Origin of the sequence: Pseudoalteromonas sp. HL-AS1, from assembly GCF_031198785.1 — a bacterium.
Classification (GTDB): Bacteria; Pseudomonadota; Gammaproteobacteria; order Enterobacterales; family Alteromonadaceae; genus Pseudoalteromonas; species Pseudoalteromonas distincta.
The window spans coordinates 976,698-999,665 of the sequence record NZ_CP133569.1 but is presented as its reverse complement, the minus strand read 5'-3'; the positions used below and the strand labels follow the sequence as shown (position 1 = coordinate 999,665).

At 39.3% G+C, this 22,968-nt stretch carries 16 protein-coding genes and 1 pseudogene; 2 read left to right on the top strand and 15 right to left on the bottom strand.

All coding sequences use genetic code 11. The annotated features are described in order from the left end of the window. Nucleotides 1–4: 4 nt before the first annotated feature. Nucleotides 5–1,912 (bottom strand): annotated as a pseudogene (locus RB214_RS04640) (DUF1800 family protein). Between the two features lie 170 nt (nt 1,913–2,082). Here RB214_RS04640 and RB214_RS04635 point away from each other — a divergent pair. Further along, a complete protein-coding gene (locus RB214_RS04635) occupies nt 2,083–2,298 on the top strand; it encodes a hypothetical protein (RefSeq protein ID WP_002958138.1) in 216 nt (71 codons plus the stop codon). A gap of 49 nt (nt 2,299–2,347) precedes the next feature. On the opposite strand, the gene RB214_RS04630 is transcribed toward RB214_RS04635, so the two are convergent. From RB214_RS04630 to hrpB, 4 genes are all read right to left on the bottom strand, one after another. Continuing rightward, nucleotides 2,348–3,913 (bottom strand): diguanylate cyclase domain-containing protein, encoded by a 1,566-nt coding sequence (locus RB214_RS04630; RefSeq protein ID WP_309168483.1) that lies wholly within the window; start codon nt 3,911–3,913, stop codon nt 2,348–2,350. Nucleotides 3,914–4,309: 396 nt separating this feature from the next. Further along, on the bottom strand, nt 4,310–4,654 hold the full coding sequence (locus RB214_RS04625) for a hypothetical protein (protein WP_188161171.1): 345 nt from the start codon (nt 4,652–4,654) through the stop codon (nt 4,310–4,312). A 15-nt stretch (nt 4,655–4,669) separates the two neighbouring features. Then, nucleotides 4,670–5,134 (bottom strand): nuclear transport factor 2 family protein, encoded by a 465-nt coding sequence (locus tag RB214_RS04620; protein ID WP_165744383.1) that lies wholly within the window; start codon nt 5,132–5,134, stop codon nt 4,670–4,672. A gap of 91 nt (nt 5,135–5,225) precedes the next feature. Next, nucleotides 5,226–7,652, bottom strand: coding sequence for an ATP-dependent helicase HrpB (gene hrpB / locus RB214_RS04615; RefSeq protein ID WP_309168482.1), 2,427 nt, complete (start codon nt 7,650–7,652; stop codon nt 5,226–5,228). Between the two features lie 278 nt (nt 7,653–7,930). On the opposite strand from hrpB, the gene RB214_RS04610 reads away from it, so the two are divergent. After that, nucleotides 7,931–8,128, top strand: a complete 198-nt coding sequence (locus tag RB214_RS04610) for a CsbD family protein (RefSeq protein WP_008132353.1) — start codon at nt 7,931–7,933, stop codon at nt 8,126–8,128. Nucleotides 8,129–8,191: 63 nt separating this feature from the next. Here the strand turns inward: RB214_RS04610 and RB214_RS04605 are convergent, their stop codons facing one another. The 10 genes from RB214_RS04605 to RB214_RS04560 all read right to left on the bottom strand — a co-directional run bounded on the left by RB214_RS04605 (nt 8,192) and on the right by RB214_RS04560 (nt 22,729). Next, a complete protein-coding gene (locus tag RB214_RS04605; protein WP_309168481.1) occupies nt 8,192–10,453 on the bottom strand; it encodes a molybdopterin cofactor-binding domain-containing protein in 2,262 nt (753 codons plus the stop codon). Beyond that, nucleotides 10,450–10,947, bottom strand: coding sequence for a (2Fe-2S)-binding protein (locus RB214_RS04600; protein ID WP_007376163.1), 498 nt, complete (start codon nt 10,945–10,947; stop codon nt 10,450–10,452). The genes RB214_RS04605 and RB214_RS04600 overlap by 4 nt, the downstream gene beginning before the upstream one ends. Nucleotides 10,948–11,361: 414 nt before the next feature. Further along, entirely contained in the window at nt 11,362–14,460 is a 3,099-nt protein-coding gene (locus tag RB214_RS04595) for an Ig-like domain-containing protein (RefSeq protein ID WP_309168479.1), read from the bottom strand. A gap of 209 nt (nt 14,461–14,669) precedes the next feature. Continuing rightward, entirely contained in the window at nt 14,670–15,425 is a 756-nt protein-coding gene (locus tag RB214_RS04590) for a hypothetical protein (protein WP_309168478.1), read from the bottom strand. A 67-nt stretch (nt 15,426–15,492) separates the two neighbouring features. Further along, nucleotides 15,493–16,302 (bottom strand): adenylate/guanylate cyclase domain-containing protein, encoded by an 810-nt coding sequence (locus RB214_RS04585; protein WP_309168477.1) that lies wholly within the window; start codon nt 16,300–16,302, stop codon nt 15,493–15,495. Nucleotides 16,303–16,304: 2 nt separating this feature from the next. Continuing rightward, nucleotides 16,305–16,859 (bottom strand): Pycsar system effector family protein, encoded by a 555-nt coding sequence (locus RB214_RS04580; RefSeq protein ID WP_309168476.1) that lies wholly within the window; start codon nt 16,857–16,859, stop codon nt 16,305–16,307. Nucleotides 16,860–17,220: 361 nt separating this feature from the next. After that, nucleotides 17,221–19,851, bottom strand: a complete 2,631-nt coding sequence (gene metH, locus RB214_RS04575; RefSeq protein WP_309168475.1) for a methionine synthase — start codon at nt 19,849–19,851, stop codon at nt 17,221–17,223. A 9-nt stretch (nt 19,852–19,860) separates the two neighbouring features. Then, entirely contained in the window at nt 19,861–20,934 is a 1,074-nt protein-coding gene (locus RB214_RS04570) for a homocysteine S-methyltransferase family protein (RefSeq protein ID WP_007376157.1), read from the bottom strand. Further along, on the bottom strand, nt 20,924–21,871 hold the full coding sequence (gene metA / locus RB214_RS04565) for a homoserine O-succinyltransferase (RefSeq protein WP_002958117.1): 948 nt from the start codon (nt 21,869–21,871) through the stop codon (nt 20,924–20,926). The genes RB214_RS04570 and metA overlap by 11 nt, the downstream gene beginning before the upstream one ends. Before the next feature lie 210 nt (nt 21,872–22,081). Further along, nucleotides 22,082–22,729 (bottom strand): porin family protein, encoded by a 648-nt coding sequence (locus tag RB214_RS04560; RefSeq protein ID WP_309168474.1) that lies wholly within the window; start codon nt 22,727–22,729, stop codon nt 22,082–22,084. Nucleotides 22,730–22,968 lie beyond the last annotated feature (239 nt).

Here is a 22,968-nt window from a genome sequence, read left to right as displayed (position 1 = left end):
GCTCCTAATACTGCACGTTAAATTCAGGTGAAATAGCAATCATATATAATAAATACGAAACCCGTTCACGGTATTGCTCTTCATTAAAGTAGGCATCTAAATCAAGTAATGCTTGGCGTGTGTCACTGCTCATTGCGCCTGCAAAATATAGCGTGTTGTACTGAGTTAATAGCGCACTAACACCTTTTTTCTCTAAAACATTCATGTCGTCTTGAATATAAACATAAATACCATTTGAATTTAAATCACTGTGCGCTTCAGCGGTACTCCACACTAAACTTGCGTAAAGCGCGTTCATGGTGCCAATCAGTGTTGCATCGTTTGCTATTTGTAACTCTGGCGCAACAATACCTTCATTTCGCAAAGCTGCGGTTTGATAATCAGGCCTAAAAAAGTTAAATACCGAAGCCGACTGCATGGGTCCTTGCCCGTAGCTATTTATTAAATTCCATGTTTTATAGTAACCAGCCAAAGATTTAGCATCGAGATTTCGCCAAAACTGTACGGTTTTTAAAATAGGCTCTTTAATTTTACCTTGATAGTTAAGCACTGAGCCAAAATGCCGTGCTTCATCATCTAAATATATAGCCTTTACTACAGCCGCTAAATCGCCGCGTACACCGGCGCCATTATCAATAAATACATTAGCTACTCGCTCAACATATTAGGGTGTTGGGTTTGAGGTAATTAATCGCTGAATAAGTTGCTTAGTAATAAATGGCGCAACATTTTGATGATTAAATAAATTATCGAGCGCTATTTGCATTGACTCTTCTGCTGCGTAACCTTGTGGTATAACCTCGCCATTTAGTAAGGTTTTTTGTTTACTAGAATGGTACTCGTCAAATGCTTCCATTGGTTTAATATAGTCACGACTTTTACGCTTAAATGTTTCACTATCGGCAAACGTCCAACCAGTAAATACGCGTGCAAAACCCTCTATTTCGACCTGTCCGTAAGTGGCAATAGTATTACCTTGTGCATCAAGCTTAGCGCTACCATCTAGGTTTAGCTCTTCAAGGCCAATAGTAAATAACTGCATTACTTCACGTGCGTAATTTTCATCTGGGCGAATATTAAGTGCATCGTCTGCTTTTTCGTTACCCAAATGGCTTAAGTAAGTTCCCATAATAGGCGAAAGCGTGACATCTTCGAGTAAGTCACGATAATTACCAAAGGCATGCTTTAGTAGCAAATCGTAATAAGTGATCATGCCCTCAGGTTGGCCTCTTAAGGCACTGTTTTCATCCGACACTACTAATATTTCACTTAACGCAAATGCAACACGTTGACGGAGTTGATCGTCACTTTGCATTACTGCCTTCCACCATGCGTCTATGCGGCTTATGTATTTAAAGTCGTCATCGTCATTTAACTTTACTAAATAATCACGGTGATAATTAATAGGTAGCGCTATTTGCTTATCAAGCCATTGCTGCTCGCTTAAACCTTGTGCGTTTTGTATTTCACTAAGCTTAGGTCCCATTGTTGTTTGGTGTAGTAACCGTGCGGCGCTAATGTCATCCATATTATTACGTGCAGTAAAGCTTAGCGTTTTTACACTGCTGGCCCCTTCGTTATCGGTTGCTGTTACCGAAAAAGCGTAATCAACAGGCTTATAACTTTGCGCATTTAGCATTGTTACTGAAGTAGTTGTTGCCTCTAAAGGCCCACTAATTAGTTCAGGCCCTTGCGTTTGTTGCCACACAACAGATGTAATAGTGCCGTCTTTATCACTGGCTGTTGCTGTTAGCTCAATTGTTTGGCCTTTACTTAATTCACTAGAAATATCAGCTACTGACAAAATGGGGATTTTATTTCCGTTAACGGTTGGCGTATCATCGGATCCTGAACCACCGCAAGCGCCTAGTATAAAAACCGAGCTTGCGATCAGAGCAAATTTATAATGCATGTAAAGTCGTCATCATTTGTTAATTAAAGTACGTTAGTGTGTACCGAGTTTGATGCATTTATTGAAACACAAAATTTACAATTTAACTCTTTATTTTTTGTAACCGAATCATGAACGCCCCATTAATAATGCACTAGCTGCAGGGGTAAACAGCCAGAGCTTTATTATTTATGAAAACAGAAATTCGCTATTGTTTTGAATCTTCACAAGTTGCTAACCGATTTTTACACGAGCTCAAAGACTGGCCGGTTAACGATGTAAAAACACGACTTTTTAACGGCGGCGATAGTGTAAAAGTGACATATGAATACGACGAAAGTGGTTTTGATTACACTTGCGCCGAACTTGATGACCTAGCACAGAGCCATGGCGGGAAAGAGGTTTAAGAGTTTTATAATAAAAAACAGCTGATGCATCTTTAATAATTCACTTACATTATATAGATTTGATTGATGTTTTATCTCTACCTGAGTTTTTCGCTTCGTAGAGCATTATGTCGGCTTCTTTAATTAGTGATTGGATAGACACATTATTACCACTTAAGGTTTCTTTTGTAGCAAATACACACCCAGCACTAATTGTTAAATATTTACGTACAGGCGACGCTTCATGAGGTAAATTTAACTCCCTAACCGCCAAAAGCAATTGCTGAGATATATCTACAAACTCTTCATAAGAAAGTTTTTTAAAGAATAATATGAACTCTTCGCCGCCATAGCGCGCAACTGTACCTGTGTTTTGCTTTGCCATTTGTTGTAATTTACAAGCTAGGAGCTGTAAAGCATTGTCTCCGCCTTGGTGACCATAAAAATCGTTATAATTTTTAAAGTGATCTACGTCAAGTAATATTACTCCAAAGGCATTTTGTTGCTGTTGAGCCTGCTTCCACTGAGCCGCTATAATTTCATCAAAGGCACGCCTGTTGTAAATTTGGGTTAACCCATCAATTTTACTTATTTTTTCAAGCTTAGAATTTTGCTCTTTTACTTGTTTAATTAACGCATTAAAACCGCCAATTAAAACGCGCATTTCTAAAAATTGATTAGTGAATCTCAAAGGCTGTAAATCGTTTTTAACCAACATTGAATTAATAGCGGACGCACCACTAATAAGCGGTTCAATAAAATAACGATTTACAATATAAAAACCTAATAATGACATTGCAAAAAACATAAACAGAATAAGCTTTAAATAGTGATCAAATAAAACTGGCAGTGTTTGGTGATGGTGCTTAATGTTCAAAGCAAGCAATGGCTTACCATTTACATCTAGAATCACCCTCTTCCTTTGAGTGGCAATGCCCTCTTCTTGGAGGCTCCCTTTAAGCGTCGCAATATCGTTTAAAGAACTACCGTGTGCTATTTGTGTATAGCTAAGCTCCACTTGTGCAATTTCTGCTAAGGATTTGATCAACGACGGTCTTACTTTTTTTATAAAAACAATACTACCAACAGGCTCACCTGTTTTATCTGTTCGCTTTATTGCATGCGATGCAAACATGACAGGGCCGCCCGCTGTTTGTAAAAAACCAGAATGGCTTAAACTACTGTCGTCATTAGCAGCTTTTGGATTGGGAATAATTGCGCGGTTTAATTTATTAACCTGTAAATCTAAATCAGGAGCATCAAACTCCCTATGCTTCATATAATCATACGCTTGTCCGTAAACCATATTAAGGTTTACATCGTAGATAAACACACCATCAATTTTGAGAGAATAGAAGGTATCCCCTACAAAGTTTGAATCTACATATTCTGCGTCAAAATCAGCCATATAATCATAGGTGTCATCCCATACGGCGTAGTCATAATTGAGTGTTTCTAAAAATATAAACTCTTTATCAAGCGCAATTTTAAGACTCAGTAATTCACGATTTTGATAATCTTCAATACTAGTGTTTATAGTCGGCAGGCTAAAAAAATAGCGATACCCAACTAATAAACTTGTTACAAAGCACATTAAAATTAAAGTACCTATTATTACAAAAAATCTTAATGTCATAGTCTCTATCTAATCGTGTAGAATTAAGTCAAAGTAGCTTACGTTTTATGTTTTAGACTTCTGCATCTAAATTATAAATAATTAGCTTCTTACTAAAACGTAGTATAAATTCATGAGCAGGAATAAACAAAGCTTACTACTAAATTTTATAGCGTTAAAACTTTAGCACTTTCAATAATATATTTAATATAGACATAAAATCATACCAATTCGCTTAATTAAGTGGTCTATTTTGAGGACAGAAAAACGTGTTGATAGCTAGGCAAAAAAATTCGCTATTTAGTTGTTCTAAATGAGCATTTTTTAACGCAGGTAGCAACACGTTTAGCCCTGCAAAATGATTAAGTATTATTGCGGATTGGTATTACACATTTAATGTAATACAAAAATCTGGAACTATTTCGCTACCGAAACTTCCACTTTCGATGAAGATGAACTCGCAAGATCCAGTACTTCATAATAATTTAAGCCATCAATTTTTTTACCAATAATAAAATAATTCATTTCATTCATCATGGTTGGGTCGCCTAAAACATCTTCTGCGCTTTGCACATCAGAAAATTGAATTGTAATTAAGGCGCCTATAAAGCGCATTACATCTTGAGATTTTAATGTCTTTAAAACTTTATGAACTCCGGCCTGAGTTGACTCAGGTGTAGAACCATCAAATCTAAAATCACTTTTTGTACTAGCGCATGCACTAAGCATTAATATTGATAGTGCGATCAGTAAATGTTTCATATATATCCTTATTTTTTATTCGTGATACTTGCGTATCATCGCCACTTTACCGTTTTCAAGTTCTATTACTTCCATCATTGTGGAGGTGTATTCTATTGGCTGCTTACTTTGCGGGTGAATGCCCTTTGCATGACTCTTATAACGAATAGCAAAGCCTGTATCATTAAACACAAATGTATTAAGCAGTGTGCTTTCAAACAACGTGTGCGCACCTAAGTAAAAACTCATACCTTTGCGCATCTGCTCTTTGCCATCAGGAGTACGTGAGTCATCCGGTTGATACGGAATATGCTGATTACCAATATCATCGGTTAACAATGCAAGATAAGCCTCAAGCTCTTTAGCACCTGCGTTAGGTGCTTGTGTTGCGGTCATTGTTTTATAGTATTGCTGCGCAAATGCATTTAAGTCGAGTGGCTTTTCAGCATAAGCCGAAAAAGCAGTTACTAGAGCCAAACCTAACGTTAAAAGTAACCTCATTGACTATTCCCTGTAGTTAAAAATATTTTATAGGTACATTACCTTAGTAAGTTCAATAATCAAACAAAATCAGTTTTAAGTAAATTAACACCTACATTTTGCTCTTTACTCTATTTGTTGCAACGCTGTTGGCTGGGTCGTCTGGCCAAAAATGTTTAGGGTAGCGGCCTTTCATTTCCTTTTGCACATCGCGGTAACTGCTATCCCAAAAGTGGGCTAAATCTTGAGTAAGTTGCAATGAACGTTTACCTGGCGATAGCAGCTCCATAAGCAATGGCAATTTACCGTTGGCAAGCATAGGCGTACTGGTCAAGCCGTAAACTTCTTGCATACGCACGCTTAGCTTTGCGGGGCCATCAAGCTGGTATTCTATTTTTATATTTGAGCCACTTGGCACCGTTAAGCGCAGTGGTAACAGTGCTTTTAAAGCTGTTTGTTGTTGCCAATCAAAACAGTTTTGTAATGCTTCAAAGTAGTTAAACTTTTTAAGCTGCGTGAGCGTTTTAATATCTTCTAAAAACACGCCTAGCCACTGCGCTGCATTTTGAATAAGTTGTTGCTCGTTTATTTGCGGGAATTTATCGGGCATTAAATTACTTGCTAGGCTCATACGTATCAGCAATTGTTGCGCATCAGGTTGCTCGTTAAATAAAGCAAAACCGTGTTTAGTAAATAAGCTAAGCCACGCTTTAGCACGCTCGCTCTTATCTAGTTTTTGTTTACTAGGCTGGCTGCTGAGCGTTATAGCCCCGAGTTTCACTTCATCTTGATGAATAAAGCGCGCTGATTTTTCATCAAACTCACAACGAGTAAGTTTACTAAATAAATGCGGTAAAAATTCTTGTAACTCAAATGGGTTAAGTGCGGTGGCTGCAAATATACGCCCACCTTTGTGCCCGTCCATGGTTGCTATAGCTAAGTAATCGTCGTTGTGCCAGTAATCGACATTTAACTCAGCACCAGCACCATTGGCAAGTAAATAACCATTACCGCGCTTTTTAGCGATGCGATCGGGGTATGCCAATGCCACTAGCAAACTAATATAATGCGTATTTAATTCGCTGTTTTCGTCTTTTACTTTTAAGCGGCTTTGCCAATATTTTAACTGTTGTTTAAATACCGGATGCGGACGTTGCTGCTGGCTATGCAGCGCTAAACTCAACTCGTTTGCACTATTTACACGGCTCTCAAGTAATGCCACTAAATAAATAGCGAGCCTAAAAATACCAGGGAGTTGGTCATCAAGTATTTGTGCTTTTAATAGCATATGCGCCAAACGAATATCAGCACCAAAACCTAACATTTTACTGCCAAGCGGTGTGAGCTTACCTTTGCTATCAATAGCTTCTAGCATGTTAAGCAGATTACTTGCTTGCCCGCATTGCTGCTCAGTGGGCTTATCGAGCAAGGTTAGCTCATCAATACTGGCTCCCCACTGCTTTGCCTCAAGCATAAGTTGGCTTATGTCTGATGTGAGTATTTCGGGATTGTCATGGCTATTACGTCGCTCGAAGGTTTGCTTTGAGCCAATTCGATAAACAATGCCCGGCTCTATTCGTCCTGCACGCCCTGCACGCTGCACAGCAGACGAGCGCGATATGCTTTGTGTTGTGAGCTCTGTAACCCCTGTTTTTAAATTAAAGGTCGCTGCACGGCGCTTGCCGCTGTCAATTACAATGCGTATGCCTTCAATAGTTAAACTGGTTTCGGCTACATTGGTGGTAAGCACTACTTTGCGCATGCCGTTTGGTGCAGGAGCAATAGCAGTTTGCTGATTGGCTTTATCTTGCTCGCCAAATAGTGTTGCAACTTGGCAGTTACTGGGTAAATCGCTCAGTGCTTGTTGCACGCGTAGTATTTCAAATTGCCCGGGTAAAAATACCAATGCGCTGCCTGTTTGCTCATTAAGTGCTTGTTTTATTATGTTAGGAATTGCATCAAGCCAGCGACTTTCATCTTTTATGGGTATGTATACTTCATCTATTGGATAGCTGCGACCGCTTGATTGAATTACAGGGCAGTCAAAAAAGGCTGTATAGCGCTCTGTATCTAGCGTTGCCGACATAAGCATAATAGTTAAATCTTCACGCAGTGCACTTTGGGTCTCGAGCGCAAAGGCAAGTGAGGTATCGGCTGCAATTGAACGCTCATGAAATTCATCAAATATCAGTAAATCAATATCGCTTAATTCGGGGTCGTTTTGCAACATGCGCGTTAACATGCCTTCGGTGACTATTTCGAGGCGCGTATTAGCGCTTACTTTACTCTCGCCCCTAATCCGCAAGCCCACACTTTGCCCAACACTCTCGTTTTGGCACTTTGCTAAGTAACTTGCAATATTACGTGCAGCTAAACGGCGAGGCTCTAGCATTACAATACGTTTAAAATGTCCGTCACGCATAAGCTGTAGCGGCAACCACGTAGATTTACCCGCACCAGGCGGTGCTTGTAATAACGTAATAGGATTACTTTGTAATGTAGTAACGAGTTGTTGATATATGTCTTGAACCGGCAGCACAGCTATTTACCCTAAATTGCTTTGTGTGCATTGTAACAAAAACCAAAAATAAACGCTCAAGCTGTGGTTATAAAGGATTTAATTAAGGGTTACATAATCAGAAATAATTACAGACCGCTCTGTACATTTTTTAAGGATGTGCTCACAACATTAATCATTACTGCCTCAACAAAAACATAAAACACTGATTATTAATATAAAATAAATATTTAACTTGTTGGTACACGCCTTGCTCCTTTTATACTGAACGTTAATTAAATCTAAGTAAGGAGAAACTTATGAACAGCGATCGTATGAAAGGTAATTGGAACGAACTTAAAGGTAAGGCTCAACAAAAATGGGGCGATCTTACCAACGACGATTTAGACAAAATTGAAGGTAGCCGTACAGAGCTTGTGGGTAAAATCCAGCAGCAGTATGGTAAATCTAAAGAAGAAGCAGAGCGTGAAGTTGATGAGTTTGAAAAAACTCACTAATCGCTAACTTCTAAAAAAACCGCCATTTTGGCGGTTTTTTTGTTTAAGCTGTAGGTTATTTAGCTACGCTTTTAGCTGGTCACCTATTGGTAACTGCCTAATACGCTTTCCGCACGCGGCAAAAATAGCATTACATAATGCTGGCGCATAAACTGGTGTAGATGGCTCGCCTACCCCTGCTGGTGGTGCATCACTTGGTACTATTTCAACGTCAACTTCAAGAGGTGAGTCGCTCATACGCGGTACGCGATAATCATGAAAGTTACTTTGCTGCACGCGGCCTTTATCAAAGGTAATACCATCGCTGATTGCAGTTGTAATCCCATAAATAGAGCCACCTTGGGTTTGGTTTTTAACGGTGTCGGTGTTTACAACCGTACCCGCATCAATGGCAACCCACGATTTAATTACGTTTAAATCGCCAGCATCCGACACTTCTACTTCAACTACCGTAGCTACGTAAGTTAAAAAGCTTCTGTGTGCTGCTATGCCTAAACCTCGCCCTTTAGGAAGTTCTCGCCCCCATTTACTCATGTCAGCTACTTTTTCAATAACATGGCGCAGTCTGCCAATATCTAAAGGGTAAACCTCTTTATCGCCACCGTAATTATCGTATGTGGCATTTTGCTCAGTTACATCAACAATGCGACTCGGACCTATGGTGTCTAGTAAATAGTCTTTCTGGTCGCGACCGGCTTTGTGCGCTGCTTCGCCAATAAATGACTGAATAGCAAAGGCATGAAAAATATTTGATACAGAACGCATCCAACCAATTCGTGCTTTGGCAGGGGCATCACCGTTTTCTAACTTCATGTTAGGTGTGTTAATTGGGTTATCGGTAAACCCTAAGCGCAGTTCAAAGCTCCCTGGCGTAGTCGCCCCTTCTGAAAAGGTAGAGGTAATTGGTGAAAACGCGGTGCGGTGTAAATACGATTCTATTGCGCCATTTTTATCTAGCGATGCTTCAATGTGCTGAGCCGAAACCGCATGGTAAAAACCATGTTGTATGTCGTCTTCACGCGTCCATTGCACACGAATAGGCTTGCCTACTTTCATTGAAAGGTAAGCTGCTTCTGCTGAAAAGTCAGGTTTTGACTTACGCCCAAAACCGCCTCCTAACATGGTAACGTGAACATTAATTTTGCTCTCATCCATGCCAAGCATTGCAGCCACTGTTTTCATATCGGCTTGTGGATTTTGCGTAGCAGCCCATATATCAACACTATCTTTGTTGTACATAGCTGTTGCACACGGCGGCTCCATTGGTGCTTGAGCAAGATGCGGCGCGTAATAATCAGCTACGAGTTTATTGCTCGATTTAGCCAACACGCCCATGGCATCGCCTTTATCACGTATGTTTGCCTGTGGAGTTTGTACTGTTTTTAGTAATGACTTTTTAAATTCTTCTGAATTGTAATCGCCATTTTTGCCATCATCCCACACGACTTTTAATGCTTTACGCCCTTGCCATGCAGCCCATGTGTTTTTAGCTATAATTGCAATACCGCCTTTTGGCTGAAACTGCGGCGCGCCTTTTGGTGCAGGTATTTCAATAACATCTACAACGCCGTTTATCGCTTTTGTAGCACTGGCATCAAACGACTTAACAACACCGCCTACTACCGGCGGGCGTTCAATTATAGCCACTAGCGCTTGTGGTTCGCGTACATCGGCTGCAAATATTGCTTTACCTGTTACTAAATCGGCTAAATCTATGTGCGCCATGCCAGTATTAATGTAGCGCCATTCTTTGCGTGTTTTAAGTGTTAGTTTGTCAGCTTCTGGTGGCGTTATTGTAAGCGCTAAGTCGATTAAATCTTTATAAGTAAGCGATTTACCTGAGCTGTGTGTAACAACGTGTTGATTGGCTGTACAGGTCTGCGGGTCAACTTTCCAATACTTAGCGGCAGCGTGCTGCATCATGTAACGCACACTTGCGCCCATTTCACGCAGGCGCTTCATGTTGTAGCGAATACTGCGCGAGCCATCGGTATTTTGATCGCCATATTTAGGGTCGCCCTTACCCTGAATAACAATAACCTTATCCCACGCGGCTTCCATTTCATCGGCAACTATTTGTGCAATCGCGGTGCGAATTTGCTGACCCATTTCAGAGCGATGGCAGGTTATTTCAACCATGCCGTCTGGGCGCAGTGCAATAAATAAGTTTGCGCGTTTTGCTTGCTCAGATGGCTGCTCTAATACACCCGCAAATGCTCTTGGCGCACTGCCTACAAAATAAGTACCAAGTACCAATGCACCTATTGCGCTAGTTTTTAAAAACTTACGGCGGTTTAAATCAAAGTATTTGTTATCTTGGTTCATACTTCTTCCCCTTGTTCATTTGGGTCAAAATATTGAACACTCGCCATTGTTTTAGCAGCTGATTTAATTGCTTTATGAATACGCGGGTATGTACCACAACGGCAAATATTTCCCGACATATTACTTACTATTTCATCGTCAGTTGGGGTTGGGTTTGCTGCTAATAAACTCGCAGCTTGCATCATTTGGCCGCACTGGCAAAAACCACACTGCGGTACTTTATGCTCAACCCATGCTTGTTGCACTGGATGGTCGCCCTGCTCGCTTAGCCCTTCAATTGTCGTAATTGAACGCCCTGCTGCTGCCGCTACAGGCAATACACACGAGCGCTGAGCTACCCCATCAATATGCACGGTACACGCACCGCACTGTGCCATACCACAGCCAAATTTAGGCCCAGTTAAATTCAATTCATCTCGGAGATACCATAATACTGGCGTTGACGGATCGCCAGAAAACTCATGTTTATTACCATTAATGGTAAGCGTGATCATACTAAACTCCTTGGCAAAGCGCTTTACAGGAGGGTTCCTTGTTGCGCGAGAACTATTTTTAATTACTTACTATTTTATACTTACTACTTTTAGCCTACCACTTAGATCTATTTTATAAAAATACTAATTATTAGAACGTTTAAACCACATTGAAATTATTAACGTCTGATTATTAGTATTATGACTAGGCCCTGCTGACCTTTTAGATTGAAACTCACTCAATCTAGGGGAGATTTAATCGCGGCGGGAGGTTTGTAAACACCAAAGCGTAAATTGCCCCTATGCAGAACCTTTGGGGCATTGCATGTTAAACCTCGAAAGATAAACAGCCCTAAATAAAAGTTTAAAAAGACTATTAATAAATAAAAAACCGCCATTTGGCGGTTTTAGATAGTGTAAATAAGCTTTTAACTATTAATTAAAACGGCGTCTCCCAAATAAAACCACTGATAGCAGCATAAGTAAGTAATAAATACTGCCACCTGAGCTAGAGCCTGAATCAGATGAAGGAGTCGCTAGCGCAGCAGCTTGCTTACCTTCAACGTTTATAGTCACAGTTTGAACTGCAGAACTATCAAATTTATCTTTAGCTACATAGCTAAACGTTACTACATGATCGGATTCGCTCGTAGGAGTTAGTTTAAACAATCCAGTATCAGGCTCAAATGTTAAAGTTCCTGAGTTTGGCTCGGTTACCACTTCAAATTCAAGTGTATCGTTGTCGCTATCTAATGCTGAAAAGCGACCATTCACTTCACTCTTATAAGAGGTGTTATATGTTACATTTTGAGCTTGTGGGGCTGTATTTGTAAGTTCAATAACAACATTATGAAGCTCTGACTCAACTAAAGAATCTTTCACTGTAAAGCTAACTGATACTGGCTCAACCGAGTCACCACTTGGTGAAAAGGTCACGCTACCTAAAGCAGAGTCCATTAACTGAATTTGCCCATGAGCAGGCGAATTTTTAATTTGAAATACTAATGGCTCTGCGTCTTCATCCACACCTTCTAAATTAAAGTTAAGCGGTGTATTCCAATGAGTTTGCAGTGTCATATTATTTGCTGTAGGTGCTGTATTTTTTAGCTCTAACGTTAAGCTTGATAACGCTGAACGTGAACGATCTTTTACTGTGTAGTAACTAAGCTCGTCAATGCCTACAGCGCCCGATGGTATATAAGTTAATAGACCCGCCTGTCTGTCGGTAAACTCGACCCTACCCAGAGTTGGTCTCTTATTTAAAACTACATAATCAATATCATCTGATACAGGTAAATCTATTTGTATGCTTTTTAAAACATGATCAGAGTAGCTTACAGCTTCAGGCTTAGCTAAAAGCTCTGCAACTTGATTAGAAAACACCTCCAATGACTGACCTGCCAACAAGGTATAATCAACATTATTATACGTAGAAGTTGCTAACCAACTGTCATTATTATTACGCTTAGCAGTGTATGAAACCACATTGTTATCTAGGTTATATTCACCAAACTGATCAGAACACGAATACTGCACAAACCCAGCTCTTACAGACACAATATTATTTAAAGTGTTTTGGCACACTTCACTAATTAATGTTGTCTGCCCATTTAAAGCCACTTTATAAAGTGAGCCATTATAGGTAGAGGCAACTAAAGTTTCTTCTCCATTAATAACAGTGTTAACCAAACCGTTAAAGCTTTGCTCTAAAGCAACTTTAGAAATAGTGTTTTCAGAGTAGTCATAACTAATGAGGTAATCACTAACGAGACTAACCACATCTATATTTTCGTTATTAAGAAAGCTTCCAGTTACTATTGAACTCATGCCGCCCCAATAAAATCCTAAGCGAGGCGATGTTTTTAATAACTCTCCAGTTTGCCCATTTAATACTTTAAAAAAGGTACCTTCACTTCCTGTATGCTCAGCGCCATTACCTACTATTATTTCTAACTTGCCATCATTATTAATATCTAACGTTGTTAAAGTACTAATGTAGTCTCCGCCGCCAAGATATGTTTGAAATAGCTCTTCACCCGTTTCAGGTGAAAACACCTGTACATTCGCATTGTATATAGCAGAGCTGCCAGTAATAATATAATTCTTACCATCATCAAACAGCTGAGCAGTAGTAACTAAATTGTTATTATCCCAATCGTTATTAACGCTTATATTTGTAAGTATTTTTTCATTAGTTTGTGTATCTACTATGTGCAAAGCGTTACTGTCACGCTCGGAATAAAGTATATCTAAGCTTCCGTTATTATTAATATCAGCAAGTGCTAACGCTTTATTTGAGTAGTACTTAATGCCTTTAGCCCACTGTTGGGCTTTATCATCCGTGTTGTGAATATAAAAACCATCTTCACCTGATGAAGAATAACCTGAGCCCCAAGCAATATTTTGTTTGCCATCGCCGTTAAGGTCATCTACAACAATGCCCGACACACCATGCTCTGGATTATTAATACTCCAAAACTCAACACCTGTTGTGAGTGAAAGCGCGTATAAGCTCCCCCACTGACCATCGCCGTAAACTAAATCATCGGTACCATCATTATCGATGTCTGCAACTATTACTTTATCAATATCTAAGTCGCTTTGGGCTGTCCATAAAATGCTTTCAGTGCTTGGGCTTAGCATTTCTATACTGTACCAACTTTGCCCATTAATCACTTCATCTAAGCCGTCGTTATTAATATCAACAGTAATTAAATGCTCGCCATTAATACTTACACTAAGTTGTTTATGCAGTACAAGTTCTGAATTTTCAAACCTATAAACCGCACCATCACTAAATAAAACTTCTTTTGCATTGGCCTCAGTAAACGAGCCTGTCACAAAATTTTGTGGTACGTTTTCAAGTACCGCAATTTCAGATAAATCGAGCGAGTTAAGAACAAAAAGCTTACTACTTTGATAAACAAAAAGCTCATCTTGGCCATCGCTGTTTATATCAAACTTATCTGCTGCTCTTGGGTAATAAAATTCTTTGCTTAGCTCTATCTCTTGGGTGACTAAATTAACTTTATGTACTGCGTTATTATCTAAAACATATAAGTAATATGTATCTGCCACTGTATCTTTAATTAGTGTGGTATCTTCAATATAGTCATCAAAGTCGTAGCGAGCTGTTACTTTATACGCACCTTTTACATACTCTATAATATTAAAATTGCTCTCTTGGGCGGATATAATGTGCTTGCTACCCACACCCGACAAAGGTGCAATGTACATGCCTTTGCGACCTGTTGAGTTACCTAATGAAAATTCACGAAATACGCTATTAAGCTCTATGCTTTGCTCGTCTGAGGCCGCTTGAGTAAGGCTATTATTTTTTATAATTGGCGTGAGTTGAGGCTTTTTAGATAAACTTTCAAAATGAGCTTTATCAAAATTTATTTTTTGATCGTTAATTAAAACAGCATCACCGTAAGTATTTTTTTGAGTGTTTTTTATAGGTTGTGCATGTGTATTGGCATTCACTGAATACGCGCTCATCATGAGCAACGTAAGGCAAGATAGTTTAATCAATTCCATAATCCTTTGTATTTCTTTATTTAATAACGCCACTACAACTGTAACGTTCCATTAACACGGCATTATATAGAGTAAAAACCGGAAATAAAGAGGCGATTAACAAAGTTTTACAAAGACATAGAAGAAATAACGTAATAATATTTTATTTTCAGCTAAGCTAGTTTTCTAAAAAACTTAGCCGCATATTTACTAATTAAAATCGATTAATGAGTGCTTATAACATCTTCAGACAACAATTTCTCATCGTCTTTATAAACTTCAAGCCAACCTGGTGGTGATGTATCACAGCCAATAATGGTTACATGTAGTATGTAACTATAACGTCCATTTTTAAACGTATAATGGTGATTACCGCCAGTGCGACTAACCGTTACATCGCCGTTAGATAAAACCATATCAGGCTTGTCCTTTGGCCTTTTATCACTACTCCACACAGCATAACGGTAATTTCTATCACCTAAATCATCAATACGAATATGGTAGTTAGCCGTTTTCCAATCGAGTACTGGTTTTTCAAAGGTATTAATACTTGCGTGCAAGGATTGCTTACCTTGTTCGATTAAGCTTTTAGCAAGTGTCTGCTCTTTAGTATTTTGTGTATTTACAGCAATAATTTTACCGTCAGTATCAACCCACATAACGCCGTTATTTAGCATAATGCCGCGCCAACCTACTTTATCCCAATCAGTATCAATGTTTGAACTGGCAATAACTGCCGCTAGCTCATCATTAAATACTTCATCAAAGCGGTTAATAAACTCGGCTTCATTTTTAATGTCAGGTATGGGATATCGTCGTTTTAGCGGGTAGCGAATAAGTGCTGCAATCGCAGTTTTATCATGCGCTTTAAAAGCAGCAATAACAGGTAAAACGAACTCGTGATACTTTTGCTCAAGGGCAAACGTGTTCGATGTAAAAAGTAGAGCTAAGTATAATGCGGTACAACTTAAAAGCTTCATTTATAGTCCTTTATTAAAATAAGCTAAATTTAATATACGAGCAAAAAATTCAACTTATATACCTAAGTCAAGATGATTCCTCATCTGTAGCAATAATATTTTCAAGCGACTCTGCACCATGCTTTTTACACCATATACTTTCCAGCTTCATTGCTTTATCAAAAGGTACCTTATTTTCAAAACTCAAATCAACTTCTTCCCATAGAAGTGTTGGTTCACTGCATTTACAAGAATATAATGCAGCATTGTTTTTGATGTTTTTATAATATCGCTCTGAAACTAAAATTTCATCGCTATTTGATAAGCCAGCTAGCTTTGAAGCAAAGTTAACTGGTTTCCCAGCCCAAACTTCATTAAACATATCTGTTGTATTCTTATATTTTTTTAATCCAATTTTACTGACTAATAGATTGCCCTGATCGATCCCGATATGTACACCAGTATCAAACTCCTTTTTCTTAGCTAGTACTTTAGGAATAAATACTTCAGTTGCAAAAGTCTTAAATGTAACAGCGGAAGCTAAAGCTTTATGAACTTCATCTTCATTAAATAGCGCAAAGACTCCATCCCCTCTAATATCAATATAAGAAGCCCCTAACTTTTTAAATATTCGTACTGCAGTACCAGTAAACAAGGTATAAATTTTACCCGTTGTAGATGCATGACTTGATGCACTAAATTGTGTAGAGTTTTTCATATCAACATATACACAAACTACATTATTAATTTGAATCCATTTATTTGATTGTTCACTAGTAATCTCATCTTTATTTAAAGGAATTTTATTTTTCTTAATTATTTCTATATGGTTACTAAATTTCTCGACTTGAACATCAATAATATCAATGTATTCCTGTGGTATTTGCTTATTATTCATTCCTAACTCCCTGTAAAAAATATTATTGATGAAACCCCAAAGAAAAATATTGAACCTAGCGTTAAGTAAGACGATATTTTAAATCTCGAAAACTTCACCATTGCTATACCTGAATTAACGATTAATTGATTTGCTAGGTCATATTCTATACCAGTGTATTGTTTCCTAAGAAAACCTATCTTGGATGATAATAAATCTAAATACGCTTTATCTGTATACTTCGCAATATGCCCAAAATAAACTGAGTTATCGCTTTCGTTTTTTTCTTTATTGATGTACCAGACATTTGATAGTATTGGCATGAGTGAAATAATACCAATGAGTAAAGATATACCGGATAGGGAATAACCAACCCAATTAAGATATACAGACAGCTGCTCTAGATTAACTTTATTTATAAATAATCGGGATACTCCCCATATTATTCCTGCGTTAAGTACTATCAGCGATGCATTCTTTTGTTCTGCGAATTTTAGCCACTCATTAACTGTTTTAAAATTATTCTCTAGCTGCAATAGAAGTTTATCATCTGATTTTTTATCTCCAGAAGAGCACATTTTTATATCCTAGTTAAGTATTGTTAGCCTTTAAACATTGATTTCTATTTCTAGCTATTTTAGGCCAGAAGTAACTAATAAATTATCATCATCAATCAAAAAAATTATGTGTATGAAAATAATTTTTTCTAAGAGCTTTGAATTTATATAAGTAATAAGAAATCTAAAATACTATTTTATGCATTTTTAGATATCAAAGACTTAAGATTAATTTTTTAATAATCACATCGATTACTTATCATGTAAACTAATTATTAATGGAAATAACATGTACAAAAAACGAGCCACTTTGGGCTCGTTTTTGTTTCACTGATAGCTGGCAGCTAAAAACTGACCGCTTCGCTATTTAACCACTTCGCTTTTATTCCGGATCATACCCCAAGTTAGGCGATAGCCAACGTTCAGCTTCTGCGAGCGTCATATTGGTTCGCTTAGCGTAGTCTTCTACCTGATCCTTTTGCACAGCTGCTACGGCGTAGTATTTAGCCTCGGGGTGTGAGAAGTACCAACCCGAAACAGCAGCACCTGGCCACATGGCGTACGAGCTAGTTAGCTGCATACCAATGCGCTTTTCGGTATCGAGCAACTGCCAAATTTTCTTTTTCTCGGTGTGCTCTGGGCACGCTGGGTAACCTGGCGCAGGGCGAATACCTTGGTAGTTTTCGCGTATTAGCTCATCGTTTGCTAGGTTTTCGTCTGGTGCAAAACCCCAATACTCTTTACGTACTTTTTCATGTAGGTATTCTGCAAACGCTTCGGCGAGCCTGTCGGCAACCGCTTTAACCATTATTTTGTTGTAATCGTCTTGCTGTGCGTCAAACGCATTTGCTAAGTCGTCTTCTTCTAGGCCGCCCGTTACTGCAAACGCGCCAAAGTAATCAGGCGTGCCTTTTGGTGCTATGTAGTCGGCTAGGCAATAATTAGCAAAGTCGGTTTTTTCGGTTTGCTGGCGTAAATGGCATGAAGTAGTTAATACTTCTTTGCGTGTTTCGTCGGTGTATATTTCTATGTCATCACCCACGCGGTTAGCCGGGAATAAACCAATTACACCAAGTGGTTGCAAACTGCCTGCTTTTTCAAGGTCGTCTAACATATCGTTAGCGTCTTTAAATAAGCTTTGTGCTTGCTCGCCTACTACTTCATCGTCCATTATGCGCGGGTATTTACCGGCAATTGACCACGTCATAAAGTATGGCGTCCAATCTATGTATTTACGCAAAGTAGCAATTGATACGTTTTTAAACTCGGTCACGCCCAGCTTTTTAGGCACTGGTGGTGTGTAGTTATCCCAATCGAGTTGTGCTGCGTTATCGCGTGCGCGCTGGATTGTAACAGGCTTAGAGCGTGGTTTTTTACGCGCTTGTTGCTCGCGCACTTTTACATATTCAGCTTTAGTTTTAGCTAAAAAGTCAGGTTTAATGTCTTTTGATAATAAGTTTGAAACTACACCAACTGCACGGCTTGCGTTATTTACATACACAACGCCTTTGTCATATTGCGGCTCAATTTTTACTGCGGTATGCGCTTTAGAGGTAGTTGCACCACCAATGAGTAGCGGCAGTTCAAAACCACGGCGTTTCATTTCTTTTGCTACGTGCACCATTTCGTCAAGCGATGGGGTAATTAAGCCCGATAAACCAATAATATCGGCTTTTTCGTCGATGGCGGTTTGCAGTATTTTATCAGCAGGTACCATTACGCCTAAATCAATAACTTCGTAGTTATTACACTGTAGTACCACGCCTACAATGTTTTTACCTATGTCGTGTACGTCGCCTTTTACGGTCGCCATCACTATTTTACCATTGGTTGAACCTTCTTCTTTTTCGGCTTCAATAAATGGGTCTAGGTAGGCTACGGCTCGTTTCATTACGCGCGCCGATTTAACCACTTGTGGTAAAAACATTTTACCTGCGCCAAATAAATCACCTACCACGTTCATGCCGTCCATTAACGGCCCTTCAATTACGTGAATAGGTTTATCGGCAGCAGCGCGGCACTCTTCGGTATCTTCATCTATAAAGGTAGTAATGCCTTTTACAAGCGCGTGCTCAAGGCGTTTTTCTACAGGCCATGTGCGCCATTCTAAATCTTCTACTCGCTCGGCTTGTGCCATACCAGAGTATTTTGGTGCAAGCTCTACTAAACGCTCGCCTGCGCCTGGATCAGTGTTAAGTATTACGTCTTCAACGGCTTTACGAAGCTCTTCTGGTATGTCGTCGTAAACAGCAAGCTGGCCTGCGTTTACAATCCCCATATCCATGCCTGCTTTTATGGCGTGGTATAAAAATACCGAGTGAATAGCTTCACGTACTGGGTTATTACCTCTAAATGAAAACGATACATTAGACACCCCGCCCGACACTTTACAGTGCGGTAAATTTTGCTTAATGCGGCGTGTGCCTTCAATAAATTCTACTGCGTAGTTGTCGTGCTCTTCTATACCGGTGGCTACGGCAAATATATTAGGATCGAATATAATATCCTCTGGTGGAAAACCAATGTCTTCTACTAATATTTTGTAGCTGCGGGCACATATTTCATATTTGCGGTCTGCTGTATCAGCTTGTCCGTCAGTATCAAACGCCATTACAACGGCAGCTGCACCAAAGCGTTTTATTATTTTAGCTTGGCGAATAAACGGCTCTTCGCCCTCTTTTAGCGATATAGAGTTAACAATGGCCTTACCTTGAATACACTTTAAGCCTGCTTCTATTACTTCCCATTTAGAGGAGTCGACCATAATGGGTACGCGTGAAATATCAGGCTCTGAGGCTATTAAGTTTAAAAACTTAACCATCGCGGCTTTTGAGTCCAACATGGCTTCGTCCATGTTTATATCAATAACCTGTGCGCCATTTTCTACTTGTTCGCGGGCCACTGTTAGCGCAGCTTCAAAGTCTTCTTCCATGATTAAACGTTTAAACATGGCAGAACCGGTTACATTGGTACGTTCGCCGACATTAGTAAATACTGCTATTTGTTGGGTCATGTTGGCTCCTTAATTTAAGTTACAGGCTTCAAGGCCTGATAAACGCATGCGTACTTCAAGCTCTGGCAGTTGGCGTGGTTTAACGCCTGCTAAACCTTTTGCAAAAGCACGAATATGCGCAGGCGTGGTGCCACAACATCCACCTACTATATTAATAAAGCCCGATTTACCCCAATCGATAATTTCGGCTGCCATTTCAGGCGCTTCTAAGTCGTATTCACCAAACTCATTAGGCAAGCCCGCATTAGGGTGTACCGATGTAAAGGTTTCGCACACGCGCGAAAGCTCTTCTACATATTGGCGCAGTAAATCAGGGCCAAGCGCGCAGTTTAAACCAATCGAAATAGGCTTAATATGGCGAATAGAGTTATAAAATGCTTCGGTTGTTTGCCCAGAAAGCGTACGGCCAGAAGCGTCAGTAATAGTGCCCGAGATCATAACTGGTAATGTGCGCCCTGCTTGCTCAAAGGCTTCTTCTACACCAAACGAGGCGGCTTTTGCATTAAGCGTGTCGAATATAGTTTCGATTAGTATTAAATCGGCGCCGCCTTCCATTAATGCAAGGGTAGACTCTACATACGCAGTAACTAGCTTATCAAAGGTGACATTTCGGTAACCCGGGTCGTTTACGTCTGGCGAAATTGAACACGTTTTAGATGTCGGCCCTAAAACACCGGCTACATAGCGCGGCTTTTCTGGCGTTTTAGCCGTAAATTCATCGCAAATTGCGCGTGCTAATTTAGCCGACTCTACGTTTATTTCACGGCTTAGGTTTGCCATGTCGTAATCTTCCATCGAAATAGTGGTCGAGTTAAACGTGTTGGTTTCGATAATATCGGCGCCCGCTGATAAAAAGCCACGATGAATATCAGTGATTAAGTCGGGCTTGGTTAGGCTTAATAAATCGTTATTGCCTTTAATCAATACATGCCAGTCTTTAAAACGCTCTCCGCGATAGTCTTCTTCTTCTAGCTTATGATCTTGGATCATGGTGCCCATAGCGCCATCTAAAATTAAAATGCGTTCTTTTAATGCGGCACTTATTTCGGCTTGCTTATTATTTGTAGGCGCGTTATTCGGCATAGTTGTTAGTCCTCACGTCTTGGCTAACTAAATTAATATCATACGGTGTGGTTTGGTACACGTAGTAATTTAACCAGTTCGAAAAAAGTAAAAAAGCATGGCTTTGCCACGTTTTTGAAGGTTGTTTGGTTGCATCGTCATCCGGAAAGTAATTTTCGGGCTTTGGTGCATTAGGGCTTTTTTTACAATCGCGCTCGTATTCTGCTTTTAGCGAGTCGGCGTCGTACTCTGGGTGGCCGGTTATAAACACTTGGCTACCCGATTTGTTTTTAAGTAAGTAAGCCCCTACTCGCTCAGAACCTGCCAGTACAACGAGTTCTTCACAGGCGTTTATTTTATTTATATCAATATGGCCGTAGCGTGAGTGCGGTACTAAAAAGGTATCGTCGAATCCGCGAGTCAGTGCACCGTGATCAAAATAACACTGGTGAGTAAATACGCCACACAGTTTATCGTCTTTTAAATCACGCTTTAAATTGTAACGATGATATAACGCTGCATGCGCTGCCCAACACGAAAACAACGTAGAGGTAACGTGTTGCTCAGCCCAATCAATAATGACCTTTAGCTCATCCCAATACGCTACATCATCGTATTCTAAATGTGCAAGTGGCGCACCGGTTACTATTAATGCATCGTAATTGTTGTCTTTAACCTCAGAAAAATAACGGTAAAAGGTATCAAGGTGCTCTTCTGAATTGCTGCTACTGCGGTGAGTGTCGAGGCGCAGTAGTTCTACGTTTACTTGCAAAGGCGAATTGGCAAGTAAGCGAATAAACTGAACTTCGGTTTCTACTTTATTAGGCATTAAGTTTAAAATAGCCAAACGCATTGGGCGTATTTCTTGCGTTTTTGCACGACTTTTTGGCATTACAAATACGTTTTCTTGACGTAAACGTGCAATTGCCGGCAACTCGTCTTTTACTGTAATTGGCATACTTTACTCCTGCTCATAAAAACCGAAGCTTAATTATGAACTGAAAGTAAAAAATATCAACCTCTAGATGTATAGATGTCCAAATGAAATTTATTCATGGTTTTTTTAAGACTTACTAAAAGCTATAGATGAGGGGCAGTGCATTTATATTGAAGTACTTTGTTTTAGTGAATTGAAACAGCGCTACTAAAATCAGTAGCGCTATTATAATTAAAAACGATAATTTACAGATAAATTAAGAGCGTAAATATCGCCTTCATTTGTATCAAAATATTGGTATTCAGCACTTACTTGCCAGCGTTGAGCTAGCCTAAAGTCAACGCCAGTTCCGTACGTTACGCCGCCTTCGTCGTAGTTTTGCTCAGTAATTAGCGTAGAATTTGTATCTGTACCAGTTATTGATTCTGCAAGGTTTTTTAAGTCACCTTCATTGTAACTTAATTTATTTCTACCATAGCCACCAAATAAAAACACATCAGCTCGAGATGAAATTGGATAATTAGCTTTTACAAATATACTTGTTTGCAAATCAAGGCTTGAATCGATTTCGCTCTTAATGAATTCTGAACTAAGCGAGCCGTCCTGTGGGTTCTGAGTGTAAACAATTCCGTTTAGAGGTGTTGACTCATCATTTAACCCAAACCCTATACGCCCTTCTAATGCAAAGTAACGCGAAAACTGATATCCAAACCGGCCATAAAGCGTTGTAAACTGTATGCTATCACTCTCGTATACATCAATTTGCGTAGACCCTATCCCTATTCCTTGGTAATAACCATTTACGTGGAGTATGTCTGCTTGGCTCGAAAATGAGTATAAACCTAAAAGTAATGCCCCTAACTTTGTGACTATTTTCATGTTCATTCCTTTAAACCTTTGTAATATTTAATAATGTGATGTTGAACAACAAACTAAGTGTGGCCTGCCTATATAACTTGCTTATACTTTACAGTTTGTAAATATACTGTACCACTTTTGTTAAAAATGGAATGTATTTGAACAATATAAAACAATAGATTACAGAATTTTACACAATAGAAATCCTGTAATAGTAGTGTTTTTAACGAGCAATCAAAACAAAGTACCGCTTAGGTAAG